General features: G+C 65.4%; 11 protein-coding genes. 1 reads left to right on the top strand and 10 read right to left on the bottom strand.

All coding sequences use genetic code 11. From position 1 onward, the window contains the following. Positions 1-362: 362 nt before the first annotated feature. The 4 genes from ACFV6H_RS19670 to ACFV6H_RS19655 form a co-directional block, all read right to left on the bottom strand. Positions 363-2,495 carry a hypothetical protein gene (locus tag ACFV6H_RS19670; protein WP_385543574.1) on the bottom strand — a complete coding sequence of 711 codons (2,133 nt, stop codon included), beginning with the start codon at positions 2,493-2,495 and terminating at the stop codon, positions 363-365. Positions 2,496-3,777: 1,282 nt separating this feature from the next. Next, positions 3,778-4,719 (bottom strand): HNH endonuclease, encoded by a 942-nt coding sequence (locus ACFV6H_RS19665; protein ID WP_385543571.1) that lies wholly within the window; start codon positions 4,717-4,719, stop codon positions 3,778-3,780. Positions 4,720-5,159: 440 nt separating this feature from the next. Further along, positions 5,160-5,549 carry a hypothetical protein gene (locus ACFV6H_RS19660; protein WP_385543568.1) on the bottom strand — a complete coding sequence of 130 codons (390 nt, stop codon included), beginning with the start codon at positions 5,547-5,549 and terminating at the stop codon, positions 5,160-5,162. Between the two features lie 2,093 nt (positions 5,550-7,642). Next, positions 7,643-8,323 carry a hypothetical protein gene (locus ACFV6H_RS19655; RefSeq protein ID WP_385543565.1) on the bottom strand — a complete coding sequence of 227 codons (681 nt, stop codon included), beginning with the start codon at positions 8,321-8,323 and terminating at the stop codon, positions 7,643-7,645. Positions 8,324-9,263: 940 nt separating this feature from the next. Between ACFV6H_RS19655 and ACFV6H_RS19650 the strand changes: the two genes are divergently transcribed. Then, the gene (locus ACFV6H_RS19650) at positions 9,264-9,641 is read left to right on the top strand and encodes a hypothetical protein (protein WP_385543562.1); all 378 of its coding nucleotides are present in this window, start codon (positions 9,264-9,266) and stop codon (positions 9,639-9,641) included. 43 nt (positions 9,642-9,684) lie between these two features. On the opposite strand, the gene ACFV6H_RS19645 is transcribed toward ACFV6H_RS19650, so the two are convergent. Genes ACFV6H_RS19645 through ACFV6H_RS19620 form a run of 6 tightly spaced genes read right to left on the bottom strand, consistent with a single transcriptional unit; the run spans position 9,685 to position 13,800 of the window. Beyond that, on the bottom strand, positions 9,685-10,341 hold the full coding sequence (locus ACFV6H_RS19645; RefSeq protein WP_385543559.1) for a contact-dependent growth inhibition system immunity protein: 657 nt from the start codon (positions 10,339-10,341) through the stop codon (positions 9,685-9,687). A 13-nt stretch (positions 10,342-10,354) separates the two neighbouring features. After that, positions 10,355-10,654, bottom strand: coding sequence for an RNase A-like domain-containing protein (locus ACFV6H_RS19640; protein WP_385543556.1), 300 nt, complete (start codon positions 10,652-10,654; stop codon positions 10,355-10,357). Positions 10,655-10,713: 59 nt separating this feature from the next. Beyond that, on the bottom strand, positions 10,714-11,277 hold the full coding sequence (locus ACFV6H_RS19635; protein WP_385543553.1) for a hypothetical protein: 564 nt from the start codon (positions 11,275-11,277) through the stop codon (positions 10,714-10,716). A gap of 27 nt (positions 11,278-11,304) precedes the next feature. Continuing rightward, positions 11,305-13,074: an RNase A-like domain-containing protein gene (locus ACFV6H_RS19630; protein ID WP_385543550.1), complete on the bottom strand. Its 1,770-nt coding sequence runs from the start codon at positions 13,072-13,074 to the stop codon at positions 11,305-11,307. Beyond that, a complete protein-coding gene (locus tag ACFV6H_RS19625; RefSeq protein WP_385543547.1) occupies positions 13,074-13,379 on the bottom strand; it encodes a WXG100 family type VII secretion target in 306 nt (101 codons plus the stop codon). Before ACFV6H_RS19625 ends, ACFV6H_RS19630 begins: the two co-directional genes overlap by 1 nt. A gap of 19 nt (positions 13,380-13,398) precedes the next feature. Continuing rightward, positions 13,399-13,800, bottom strand: coding sequence for a WXG100 family type VII secretion target (locus ACFV6H_RS19620; protein ID WP_385543544.1), 402 nt, complete (start codon positions 13,798-13,800; stop codon positions 13,399-13,401). Positions 13,801-13,957 lie beyond the last annotated feature (157 nt).

The raw sequence follows: 13,957 nt of genomic DNA, 5'->3' as shown, positions 1-13,957 counted from the left end.
CAGCATGCGGGCTCCATGAGGACTTGGCCGATCCTGCCGATTGTTGCGAAATCTTCCGCCTGCCCAGGGAACCGAAGAGACCCAGCTGCTCGTCATCGGGCCCTCGGGACTGTGGACGAGATCGCGAACTACTCATTGACAACCTTGCGTTGAGGAGGCGACCGTTACGTTGCACAGGGTAGCTGGTTGATCGCGCTTTGGTTAGATCATCCTGATGAAAGTGCTGCTGCCACAGGTCGCTGGTGTTTGAAAGCGAGAGCTTCAACGCAGCACCAGGTCTCAACCTCATCCAGTGCTGCTGTCGAAGACGGGACTGCTCCGCTTCCCGTGTCTCCGGAGATGTCCCCACCGCGACCAGTTCGTTAGGACTTATCGTGCGGGGAGATGTCAGGTGTTTGCTCGGGCAGGATTCGCAGTACGAACTGTTCCACGATCCCTGCCCCAACGGCACCATGTTCTCGATCACCGAGCAGGTGTTGTGCCGCCGAGCAGACCGCGAGCACCGCACTTTGGTTGTTGCCGCCGAGCAGGGACGTCAGGTCGTGGTAGAGGTGTTTCATGTGGCTAGCGGTCGCCGCTTGGGCGTGGTGTTCCCGAGTGGGGCGTGGAGCGAGTGCCTGTGATTGCAGGTATAGCAGGTGGTTTGCGAAGTCTTGTGGGGTCCATTCGCTGCGGTGCTCAGCGAGCCAGCTAACGACGGTCCTTGCCATCTCATTGTCTTCTTCGGGCTGCCCGGCTGTGTCTACGCCAGGGTCCGTGTCGCGCTGCAGCCGGTCATCGTCCTTGAGGAGTTTGGTGGCAGGAGGAGCGGGTTCGGGCAGGTCCTGATCCGCCTGGATGACGCCGGTGGTGAACGGGTCGGCGTTGAGGATGGTGTAGAAGACGGTGCGGGTAAGCGCGGCGAGTAGGCTGGCATCGAAGGTGTACGGCTTGATTGGTTGGGTCTCCGTGAGTGCCTGCTGGACGTACGTCTCAAGGCAGTTGACGGCGAAAGTACTCATGTTTGCCCGTGGGGCTTGGGGGTTGCGCTGGGCTGCGTCCGCTGCAGAGCGAGCAGCCCGCCAGACGAGATTGTTCAGTTCTCCCAGTGCAAGGGTGGTGCTGCCGCGCTGCGCGATGTCCCTCAGCCGTGCCAGGTGGTTGTCAGGGACGGGCGGAAGGTGGCGTTTGGCGAGCTGGAGGTCGAAGTAGCGAACGGCTTCGGCCGCGATGAGCTCTTGGACTAGGACGAGCAGTTCCTCCTTGCGTTCTTGGTCGAGAGCAGCGGGGGTGAGGCGTGCAGTCAAGTGTGCGGTGAGATTCTCGACCGCAGTGCCCATTGACGTGCCATGGGGTACGTAGTGGACAGCCTCCCGGGCGTAGTACCTGTTGGTGAGCTGCGGCGGTTGGACGGCGTCGATGTCACCGCCGGCGGCGGTGATCGCTTCGCGGAAGTCTTCCGGCTGCCAGCAGAAGGAAGCGGGGGCGCTGTCGGGGTGGATGCGGAGGAAGCCGTGGGCTACAAGATCTCCCACGGTGCGGTAGGGATCAGGATCCAGCGGCTCAGCCCACAGCCGGAGGGGACCGATCGGCGTGGTGGACGGCGCGTAGTGGAGCAGGGCCAGAGTGGTGGCCTCGGTCCGAACCTTGCCGGTGGGCAGCGAGTCCTGCTGCAGGAAGGTCACCTCGTAGTGGGCGCGGATCTCTTCTGTCTGCTGCTCGGCCCACCGAGCTTCGGCGTTGTGGCGTCGGGCATGTGAAGTGCCCTGCTTTCGCACAGGGGTATCGGTTGTGCGCGAGGGGTCGCGGAGCTTCGTCATCTTCTCCAGCAGAGCTGGGCTGCAGTCCACGCAGGCGGGAGGGGAGCCGAAGCACGCCTGCTCAAACGCTGTGCGTGAGGTGAGAGTGAGCTGGCCAGAGCAGACGGGACAGGAACGGCCGGGCATGCGAGCCCTGACGGCCGCACCGGCGGCAATATGTGCTGGCCCCCATCCAGCGGTATCGATCGCCTTGACCGGCCCCGCCCAGACCGCGTACTGGCCCTCCAGTTCGATGTGGGTGAGGTTCCAGTACTGCTTGGCGATGGCGGAGAGCTCTTCTGGCGCGTCCTCAAGGAGGTCGAGTTCGAGCCGTGGCGTTGGCTGTTCCCCGGGCGTCTCCTCGGCTTCGTTGCTTTCGTGATGCTGAGCGTCTTCCTGTTCAGGAGAACGCGCGGGAGGAGGAATGGCTGGCTGGGGCCTAGACGCGCATTCCTGGCATAGCTTACTGCCGTCGTACGTGCTGCGGATGGCGTCGAGTTCGGAGCGCGTCCGTGCAGTGGGGGCTTCTCCGCAGCCGAGGCACCCAAGCGTCAGTACTTGCGCTTGTGCATGGCCACTCACCGTCTCCGCTACCCAGCTGGCCGGTCCGAGGTCCGCGACACGGTTGCTCCAGGAGCCGTCCTTGGTAAGCGACCAATAGCGCAGTGCACGCTTGAGAACGTCATCAGGTGCATCGACGCCGATCACGATCCTCAAGAGTGGGATACCTTGACTGGGCGTCAGATACGACGTCCCGTCTACTTTCTCATCCACGTCGAGGACGGCACTGTACCCCGATGCGCCCTGGAGTGCCGCTGCTTCTCGGCGGCGCCGACCCCCACGCTTGCCCATATAAACCTCTCTTGCTGTAAGCGTTCCTACGCACAGCGTAAGACAAGGTGCTCTGCGCTCCATGCCACTCTCACGGGGCGACGCCGTTGGCCGCTGCTCTTCCGCCAGGATCAAACGAGAGCGAGATCATCATCTGTGCGTTGGGCAGTGTCTTCAGGGGTGGGTAGTTGTTGTCGGCCTACCCCGCCGCTTACGACAGCCTGGGCCCGAGGAATAGGCCGAGCTGCTCAGTCCCGATGTGACCCTGTCCGACGAGTCGGAAGAAGTGATGCCGCGTCCGACATGCCCCGCGGTTCTGTGCCGTTGCACATCAGCAGGGCATCGCCGGAACTCCCCCTGGGAAGGCGTGCGACCGCCAGATGTGGTGCGCGAGTAGTGCGCGGTCCTTGAATTGTCCCAGACAACAAACAAGCCCCAGGGCGCCGGCCTGGGGCTTTTCTTTGGAGCGGGAGACGAGAATCGAACTCGCGCTCTGAGCTTGGGAATCCGGAGGGATTGGCACGGTAGAGATGTGCTGACCTGCGAGGATGCTGCTAAATGGTCACGAGCATGGTGGTGAGCCTGACCGCTGTTGACCGTAGTTGTCCGCTGCTCGTGGTGCGGGGGTGGTGCGCGATGGTGCACGCCTTCCGCCTGTGCGAGTGGCCATTCGTGGGCGGCCACGCGGCAGCTCAGAGACGACCAGCGTACGGTGGCGAACTACGGCGTACGTGAGCGGACTGGACAAAGAACAGAACGACGATCGGCGGTGTAGAAGGCTCGTTGCCCAGTGAATGCTGGCCTCTCGAAGGAGGCCGAGCCTCCAACACCTTCCGTTGCAGATCGGGCGGCCTTCCGGATGGTGACATGGTCCGTAAGCACGAAGGTTGCCAAGTTTTCCACCCCAGTCATGGGGGAGCATACGAGCGCCCACTGACACCTGAGTTTGGGTATCCAGATCTGCGTGGTGCTGCGCTTCACCGCGAGTCAAGGAACGCTGCTGCTCGGCAGTCCGCGCGCACTCACTCCAGGGGCTGGGCATCCAACAGACGCCGCACGGCGTCGTGCCCTGCGTCTGTGAGTTGCAGGCCGACGGTGCCGATCGACCCGTCTTCCACCGAGCCCCATGTGGGTGGTCGGTCTACGCCCACGGCCAGCCCATCACGGGTTAGGTTGCCGAATGCCCAGTCGACTCCGCGGGGATGTCGATCTCTTGGCGGGACGTGTCATCAGCGAACCATTGAAGAGCCTGGAGTTCCAAAGGGCCGTACCTGCCCGAGAGGAGGCCCAGGTTCGCCTTGTACTGGCGCATGGATTTTCGGTCCATGTCACCGCGGTCGAAGCGCGTGTGACAGGTTGGGCACAACGCAATCAAGTTCTCAAACGTGTGCTCCAGGACTTGGGCGTAAGGGCGGATGTGCGCAAGCTCTACAGGGGTGGCTCGACAAGTGGGGATTGCACAACGGTGGTCGGCTTCGACGAGCACTTGGCGCTGCATCGGCTGCGTGATGGCCGGACGTCCTTGAGGCATGAAGGACAACGAGAACTGACACACCGTCATTCCCGGAGGTCTTTTGCTAGGAGTCGTAAGCCATCGATTAGCCACCGCGGCGATCGCAGGGCCGAAGCGGAACGACTGGGTGAGGTGGAGATGATCAGCTGGAAAGCCGGTCATTACATCCTGCGCACTGCACCATCCGTAGCTCCGCTGGGCGGGGTCGCCGACGCAGATCCGCTGCACTTCTTGGGCGAGGAAGACCTCCTCCAGAACGGGGTTGGTGTCCTGGGCCTCGTCCAGCAGGACGAAGTCAGCGAGCAGCGCCGGCTCCGTCATCGCCCACAGTTTCATGTAGTGATCGTGCTCGAACCGCAGCTTCCCCCTTTCGGAGCAGATGTCCTGCCAGGCTCGGTGCGCGAAGGGGAGCAGAGCGCGAGCAACGAACTCCTGTGCCCGGTCGTCGAGGCCGTTGACTAACTCCAGATGGCGAGCCATGATCTGCCGATCGGTGGTGTAACAGAATCTGCGGATCATGCCCATCACGAGGCGAGCCTGGTGACTGACCTTGATACGACGTGAGTTGACGTCCAGGTCGCGGGAAATCCCCAGCATCTGGGCTGTGTGCTTGGCGGGGATACGCGCCGAGGCATTCAGTCGCTCGCGATAATGGTGCCCAACTGCCCTGAAGGCGATAGAGTGTGCGGTTCAACATTCTACGTTCGTCCCGAAACGTCCGCGTGCGTCGTCGGTGATCGGCCGGTTGAACGCCACGTACAGTCCGCGCTTTCGGATGGCGGCGCCCATCAGGATGAGGGTGGACGTCTTGCCAGTTCCCTGCCCCAGCGACCAGCGCCAGATCCCGGCCGGAGGCGAATAAGTCGCGGGCAGCCTGCTGCTCTTTAGTCGGCTCAATGGCCACTGGAATCCTCTCTGGAAAGTATGGCTTCCATGGATGTCATCGTCCGACCACGGCTTCGAGTCACCCGCCTTGGCGGCGGCTCTCACGCCTGCCAGATGGTTTGCGCGAGCCCAAGTCAGCGCACCCATACCAGTTATGTCCCGGTGGCGTCCTCAGTAGAAAGCACCAACCAGCGCGCCGATTCGCCTTCGGTAATGTCACGCCGGCGGATGGTGTAACGGCCGATAGAGGTATCAGCCCGCTGACCGAGCCACTCCTCAAGATGGATGGCGTGTGCGTCTCCGTAGGCTGTGCGGGGCAGATGCAGCCGCACATGGCCATTGGCTACGAGGGCTGCCGCAGTGACAGGCTGCTCCCTGTAACTGGTGTGCCAGTCGTCGAGAAACTGGGCCCAACGGGACTCGGGCCACACATCCTGTTCCGGCGTGGGAGCCACCGGCGGGTCCTGGGGATCAGGGGCTTGTGGGCAACTGATGTTGCTGTTCTCATCCGCCCACAGCCAGGGCTCCTCCAGACCGTGCACGGGACGCCTCTCCAGATAGACACCGCAATATCGACACAGCCTGGCTCGCAGACGATCCGTATCGCACTCCGGGCACGGCTGGCCCTCGGCTGTAACCCGCCGGTTGGGAGCGCGGCACGTACCGCACCACACGGTGACCTCGGGTGTGTGGTCGCCCGGGTGAATGGCAGGAGCCGCGTTAAGGGCTGCGGTGTGGGAGGCAAAGACGGCCGTGGCAAGTGAGGCGTAGGCGGCTGCTGCTGCGAACGCTCCGTCGTTGATGAGGTCACGGGCCCGTGCAATAAGCGCGTCGCCATCCTCAGGAGTCGTCTTGGGCTCACTGGAGGAGCTCTGTGCGGGCAACAGAGACATTGAGTTCCTTCACGTTCGTCGGCGGGATCGCTCAGCACGGGCACGAGCCAAGGCGGCTTCCTGAATGGGGTCCTGACGGGCGGCGCGGGCCGCCAGGATGATGCTGTCCTCAGGGCCGGGTTCCTCAGCAAGCGGTGGCTCGAGCAGCCGGGGATTCTGCGGATCAGCTATGCGGGCTCGGACACGTTCAAGTGCCTGATCGATGGCCGCAGGGTCGACGGGCTTCGAATAGTGAGTCTTGTGGCCGGCGCCGGTGCGATGAGGGCTAGCACGCAACGTCTCCCTCATCTCCGCAAGGGCTGCCCGACGGGTCCTATCGGTGGAGACGTGACCAGTTCCGGGGACGAAGCGATATTCGGGTGAACTGCACTGCTGGCAGGACCGATCCGAGGACAGCAAAACACCGTCCTCGCAGTCCGGGACGGAACACGAAGGAGGGACGAGGAGCCAGCGGGCGATCTCTTCGGCGGACCACATCAACCGGCCATCCTCGTCTTTGACACGCAGAGCATGCGCCCACCGGCCGAACCACCGCCGCTCGACCCGGTCTGCAAGCTGCTGAGGAGTACGACGGTCCAGTTGTTCGCCCACAGCCCGGTACACATCGGCCGGCAACCGCCCGTACATTGCATCCAGCAACGCCTGTGGCATACGGCGGAGGACGAAAGCGACGGGATCGTTACCTGGGCTAGGGGAGGGACGCACGCACTTCGAGCAGCGCCGGATGTCAGTGGCTGCCAGGCTCTTACCGCAGGTCTCGCAGGCGCCGCGACAAGCCGCGCACAGGCCGTCGGGCAGGCCGTCCAGGTGGGATGCAGGCAGTCGTCCGCACGAGCCGCAGCACTTCGCGCACAGCTGACACAGGCGTTCTCCGGCAACGTGAGCGTCCCACAGCCGTAGCTGGCATCGGCAGCACAGTTCGGCGTTGCAGTGGTCTTCGTGGCGGGGCCCTTCCCTGCCAACTGAGGGAAGCTGCATGATCACCTCGTATGTGCGGCTGACGCCCTGTCATTATGTCGCATGAGGGGCATGGACACCCCTAAGAACTGTCAACAGAACCAGGCTGGGGCAACCTAGTTGTTCCTGGAGATCTGGTTCGGCATCATGCACTCTGACAGCGGTGGTTGCCGAGCCGCAATCAGCTGTTAGGCCGGGGCGACGGTCTCGTTGAGATCCACCCTCCACAGCACGATCTGCGAGGTGCTGAGGCCATACCACCCTTCGTTGCCATAGGCCACGCGAAAACGTGGTTCCTGTTCCAACCACCATGCCAGGGCGGATCCGGTCGTCCGGGCCGATGCCGTAGGGCGCTGAGGTGATGACCGCCGGTGCTTGGTTTTTGTTCCAGAGCCTGGCGTGGGCCAGCCAGCCGCGGTCGGGAGCAGGAGTGCCGTACCGAGTACAGGCACTGGTCCCGAACGAGCAGCGCCGCCTGCGTCGTCGTTGCAGCAGCAGGGGGCAGCAGTCTGCGCTGCTCTGGCGTAGTCCGTAATTTTCAGCCCAGTCCGTTACCTTCTCCTGTGCCGCCCTGCGGTCCTGTACTGCCGCCTCATGTCGGTCGAGTGTCTGGTCGTTGCGGTAGTGCCACCGTGATGGCGTGGCAACTCCGTAGGGCCAGTTGACGCCGCCGCCTGCGGCCGTTCCGAAGACCCGGACGGCTCGGACGTTCAGGTCTTCTTGTTGTGGCGACATGCCGTCCCTCTTGCCTCGTGACGGTCGCGTCGAGTGTGGGGAGGAAGGAGTCACCGGCCGCTGTGGGCCTGATTGGCGATCTTCCCGCTGGATGTGCGGCACAGTTCGCCGACTGCCGCCTTGCAGTAGGAGCAGGCCGCTGCGCTGGCTGTTTCGGTTTGGAGCCACAGGCTTTCCCGGGCCGCGTGCAGCTTGGGCTGCTTCTCACCGTTCCGTGTCACACAACTCCCACCGGGCCGAGCGTCACAGTACGGGCACGCCACTCTCAAAGTCCCGGCGCGCCGTTTCTCCACCGCCTTGCGAAGTTCGTGCTCGCGAACCGCCTGCCGCCGCAGTTCCTCCTCTTCATCAGCGCGGACCGCTGCCATGTACTCGTCGTAGGAGTCGGGATGGTGCGTGCAAGCGCCCTTTCTGAGATCCCACCGGCACCAGCCGCCCTTCTTCCGCTCCGTGGCGCAGTGGAAACGCTGCGGCGTCTCACAGTGGTGCGGGCAGGGTCCGTACCGCCGGGTGTTGTGGCGGCAGGGCCGGTAGGTGGTGCGCCCCAGGGCTCCGCATACATCGTCAGAGCGTGCTTTCTCACCGGCCTGTGCGAACATCTCGGCGTACTCCGGCCAGCCGGCGTCCTGCCCCCACTTCCGCCACCACGCTGGCTGCGCCTGCACGGTCACAAGACCGGTCTCGTCGGCGTGCCACACAACCTTGGGCACATCAGTGACGGCGTTCGACATCGGCACTCCGAACTAGGTAGAGCCCGCTTGGCAGGTAGTTTGGAACTGAAAGGCTCAGTATTGCCCTGCTGCCAGGGGGTGAGGAGGAATTACGGGCCGAGCAGTTGCACGACGAACTCTGCGACCGCAGCAGGCGCATGAAGTGTTCCATGGTCACGTGCATTCCGGCGATTGTGGCCTCGTAAGTGACAATCTTAGACTCGGCCTCGTCGCGCTCACGCCTCATCTTTTCGACAAGCTCGCCGGAAGCAATTTTGGCATCCCTCGCCTTCTCAATCCGCTGAGCGGCGGCAGGAGTGAGGATACGGTCTCCACCCCTTGGCCCTGGAGGAACACCCAGGTCACGCTTGGCACGCGGTCTTGAAATGGTCTAGACAACAAGTAACCCCCGGGTCACTGACCTGGGCCTTCGTCGTGGAGCGGGTGACGAGAATCGAACTCGCGCTCTGAGCTTGGGAATCGCCCAGCGCTTGATCGCCATGGACGCCTCTGACCAGCAGAAACCCTTGCGGATGTGCTCCTGGGCAGTGGCCGGACAGTGTCCGTAGTGACCGCTGTTTACCCCTCTGAATGGCACGTAGCGGCACGCGGCACCCGTAGAGGCGCCTCCTGGGGCGGTCTCTGGTGAGAGGCATGCCGACGGGGTCGGCTCTCTGACGGTGATTCGCCCCGGCAATAGTTAGGGATGAGCGCGGTCGCTTCTTGAGGCTCGTGCGCTAGGTGCGCTGCGAGTAGGTGGTCCCGTCCGGACCTCTGTGCCTGCCCCAACTTCCAGCCGTCGCCGGCCTGGGAGCCCTGGCCGGGATCGGCGTGGGTACGGGCGTGGGCACGGCGCTGGGCCGTGGCGTGGCGGGTGCGACCGCCCCCCGCACCCATCCCGGTGCGGCAGCGGAGCCGGAGCCGGAAAGCGCTGCGAGCCCGCAACCCCTACCTGTACGGGTTGTTGTCTGCCCGCGGCATCGCCGGCCTGCCCGTGCTCGCCGTGCTGCTGCTGGTCAGCCCCGCAGGGCCGTCGCTGGTGCCCTGGTCGCCGACGATGCCGTTGTCCGGCACGGGCGGTGGCAACGGTGACGGCGACCCTCCCCACCGAGGAAACGGCGCCTGCCGACACCGGGCTCCGGCGGGCGATCTGCGTGGACATCGCCCCGCAGCTTCCCCGGTGGTGTCGATCGTATGCGCGATGAAAAGCCGCCAGGGTCTGCCGGCGCGGCAGCCTGGTCATTTTCGTCGGTTCGGTGGAGGCCGTGATGCCGAGGCGTCGGTTCCGGCGTTGCGTCCGCCGACCTTGGTCGATCTGGACAACGACGAACTCCGCTGACCTGGGGCTTCGTCCGAGAGCGAATGGCGGCCTCAAGGCTGGATCAGATGCTGGACAGCGTCGTCGCCAGCGACTGGAACCAGGCGCCGTAGGAGAATGGCTCGGGCGGGCCGACCTCCATGCCGAGTTCGGCGGCTGCCAGGGCGTAGTCCGCCTCCTCCAGGGGGAGCGCGAGCAACTCGTGGAGTTCTCCCACGAGGCGCGCGACCAGCTGGGGGTCGGTGGTGGCGGCGTAGTCGGCGACGGCGACGTCGTGATCGGGGAACTCTTCGACGATGTCCTGCGAGAACCAGCCGCCGAGCAGTTGCGCGGCCTCCGGGAAGCGTGCGCGCCACTCCCAGTGCGTTTGCGGGGACGACGGTTCCGGGACGTCGCCTTCCTCGATGCTCTTCTTCAGGTGGTCGGCCAGCACCATCAGCCAGTCGCCGATCTCCGACTGGGGCATTTCGGTGTCCGGGATCGCGTAGAACTCGCCCAGGCCGCGCCGGATGCGGCCCGGAGGGTTGCGGCTGTATTCGCGCAACTGGCGCTCCGCCTCCGCGATGGCCGAGGGGCGGGTGTGCCAGGTATGACGGAGGTACGCGTCCAGCGCGCGGCTGTGCCTCTCCGGGGTGTCGTCGGCTGGCTGACCCAGGTACGCGCGCATCACCTGGTCCAACTCGCCGTACCGGCGGTCGTGTTCGAGGGGCTTCATGGACATGTGCGTACGGCCCCTACAGGTAGAACGGGATGGTCGTGTGGACGACGAAGCCGTGCGGGCTCGACGGCTCGCGGCGCAGCACCACGCGTGCTGCGCGGACGTCGGCGGGCCCGCGGCCCGCCAGCAGTTCGGCTTCCAGCTGGACCCGGCCCACGGGCTCCTCGCGGGACGGCCAGGCGGCCTCGATGGTGAGGCGGGCCCGGGTGTTCTGGGCGAGCCAACGGTGGATGGCCTGCTCGTTGGCGGTCACCACCTGCTGGGTGGCCCATTGGGCGGTCTCCCGGTCTGGGTAGGAAGCGGAACGGGTCAGCACAGGGGCATCCTCTCAAATCACCTGCTCAGGAGCTGCGCTGGCACGGATTGGGAGCCGGATCACAGGTCGTTGAAGTTCCAGAACAGGCCGACCTCGGTGTTTGAGACGACGACCAGGCCGCAGTCCTCCGTGAAGACGCTCAGCGGGCTGTACCCCAGGTTCTCCAGCGTGAAGTCGAGTGTGCCGGGCGCGCTGCCGGTCTTGCTGACGTTGGTGCGATAGGTGGCCTCGTCCCCGTAACGGGCCAGGATCGTGCGCGCCATCGCCCTCAGCTCGTCCGCAGACTCGTCGAAGTATCGGAGGTTGGACAGGGTGCAGCCGCCCTCGGTGAGGGCCAGGAGCAGGTTCTCGGCACTGTCCCGGTCGATCGCCTTGAGGCGCGGCGCGACATACTCCGGGGGGTGGACGGCGAAGGGCCACGTGGGGTTCCCCACGCGCTCGGGGTCCTTCTCCGCGTCGTCGACGCGGGCCCAGCCCCGGGGGTCCGGGACGACCCGGGCCATCAGCGCGAGGACGTCGAGCGTCCAGTCCTCGTGGCGGCGCGGGCCAGTGGCGATGTACGCGTACGCGTCCCTGTACAGGTGGCGTACCGCGGCTTCCCAGGACGTCTGGTCGACGGACATGTAGTGCTGGCCTTTCTCGGCGGGGCGCTAGGATTTGGAGGGCATCGACGTCATGACGGTGAACGGCGGTGTGCGGCTGCTGTCGTACTTGAGCCGCGTGTCGATGCCGGTCACGTCGTACGCCTTGGCGTTGAGCCCGCCCTGCTTGTACCCGGACAGCGGGTCGTTGGGGTCCGTCGGCTGCTTGCTCACGCTGCGGCCGCTGGTCTCGCCGTTGGGCGCCGTCGCGTAGAACGACTGGACCTCGCCGTCGGGCGGCGGGGGCGGGCCCTTGATCCACGCCTCGATGGAGGCCTTGTTCTTGTTGAGGTTGTACTCCGTCAGTCCCTCCGCCCGCTGGTAGTTCGGGAAGGCCGAAGAGCTGCTGGGGATCGGCTTGCCGTGCGGCCAGGCCTGGGTCGGGCCGTTCGACTGCTGGTCACGCAGGCGCTGCGCGAGCTGCTCGTCCGTCTTGCCGACGTGCTTGTCCAGGGTGTGGCCGTTCTCCATGTACTCGTTGGCGGCGAGGTTGAGGTCGTAGTTGCCGTTCGAGTCGACCTTCAGCCAGACCTGCGAGTCTTTGAACTCCTCCAGGGCCCGCGCCCCGAAGCCGTGCGCACGGGCGACGCCGGCCTCGAACTTGGGGGCGCTCAGGTACGCCTCGTCCAGCGGCTCCTTCAGCGCCTCCATGCGGGTGGTCAGACCCTCCAGGATGCCGGTGTACTTGTCGACGATCCCGTTCAGCCTGCCCGTGTCGATGTTGAGCACGGTCTTGACGTCGAACGACAGGATCAGGCCCGCACCCTTGCCAATCACGGACGTGACGGCGCCGAGGACGCTCTTGGGGTCCTTGGGCTTGGCCAGGTCCTCGAGAATCTCCTTGGCGGCCTTCCACATGGCGCGCTGGAGCTCGTCCGCGACATCGCGGTTCAGGTCGACGGCGGCCTCCGCGTACTCGCGCAGGACGGTGGCGATGTCGTCGGCCGTGTCCTTCAGTACGGCCATGACGGGCTGGCTGCCCGTGGGGACGCGAGGCGTGCCCTGGCCGGAGCCGGCGGTCTGCGCCCACTGGTAGCCGTGCCGCTGCCGCCCCCAGGCCGTCCCTCCCCACAGGGCGCTGCAGAAGGTCCGCATGGCGGCTTCCCAGTCGGCCTGCTGGTGGTTGGTGATGGCACCGACGGCCTGGATGAGCTGGTCCGCCCCCATCGTCACGACGATGGAGACGTTCATCCAGCTGTGACACAGGGAGTTGAGGTAGTGCTGCTGCGGGAAGGGGTAGACGTCCGCGACCCTGCCGACTCGAAACACGTTCTTGCACAGTGGCTGGAGGATGTCCCGTACGATTTCCGGGATCCCCTCCATCAGACCGCGCAGGAAGTCGTCGCCGCCGTCGTCGTCGCCCCATTTGATGTCGGGTATCGAGTCGAAGTTCGGGGCCTTGTCGATGACCGCGGGCCGAGGGCGCTGCTCGGCCGTCTTGCCGGGCTTGGGGTGGGCCGCCGCGTCCGCCCTGGTGTAGGCGTTGGCCGTCTCGGTGAAGCCGACGGCGACACCGCCGACGCTCAGCACGGACCGGCCCCAGACCTCCAGCCAGCGGTTGCCGATCTTCTTGTACGCCTGGGCGAACTTCTGGGCCTCGGTGCCCGCGCCTCCGGCGTCGGGGTACTTGCCCAGCTCCTCCAAGAGCTTGTTCGCGCCCCGCACCAGGAAGTCCTGCTGCGCGGCGACCCGGCCGGAGACCGACCACAGGTCGCTCGGCTTGACGTCGATGGTGCCGTTGCCGCCCGGCGACTGGACCGGGGTGGACGGTCCTGCCATCAGGCACCGCCTCCCCAGCCCTCGAGTACGGACCTGTTGGCCGTGGCGTAGTTGAGGTGCCCCTTGACCACGACCTCGTGGAGCCAGGCCTGGGCAGCCTTGAGGTCGTCGGCAGAGCGGCTCCACTTGTCCAGCTCGTCGATGAATGCCTCTCGGGCCTCGCCGTCCCAGCTCAGTACGACCTTGGTGGCCCGCCCATACAGCGTGTCCAGCTTCTCGTCAAGGGCGCGGAGGATCTCCTCCAGGTCCCCGGAAAGGCGCTGCAGAGTGGCGAAGTTGACAGTGATCCGGTCTTCGTCCGACATGGTGCTGATCCCCCGCGGTTCAGACGTCCAGAATGCGGCTCTTCGACTGGTCGGCGTCCGGCGCGGGCGCCGGTTCGGGCACGGTGAGGGCGCGGGCGGCGGCGGACACGTCCTCGCTCTCCTGCATCCGCCGGATCCGGACCAGGGTGTCGAGCTCCTGCTCGGTGAAGCCGTCGCGCGAGGCGCGCATGGCCGCTTCGAGGAGGATCATCACCTGGCGGATGCGTACGGCGTCCTCGGCGACGCCGCGGTGCAGGGAGCGATACGCGGTGGCGGTGGGGCCCTGCCAGCCCGCGGCGATCTTGTCGATGACCTCGTCCATGCTGCGGGTCTGCTGTTCCAGATAGCGCTGCATCTCGTCGAGGTCGTTCGCAAGCTTGGTGAGGTCGTCCCCCGACACATCCAGATCGGCATTGCGCATCTTGTGACCCCCACCCGTCACGCCTTTTCGTGCACGTGTGCTCTGCGTATTGGTGGCCATTCTAGTGGGTGATGCCGCTCAGGCTGGTACAACAACGAAGCCCCGGGCCGTTGGCCTGGGGCTTTCATATGGAGCGGGTGACGAGAATCGAACTCGC

This window comes from Streptomyces sp. NPDC059743 (assembly GCF_042732975.1).
Lineage (GTDB): Bacteria > Actinomycetota > Actinomycetes > Streptomycetales > Streptomycetaceae > Streptomyces.
This window is presented reverse-complemented; position numbering and strand designations above follow the sequence as displayed.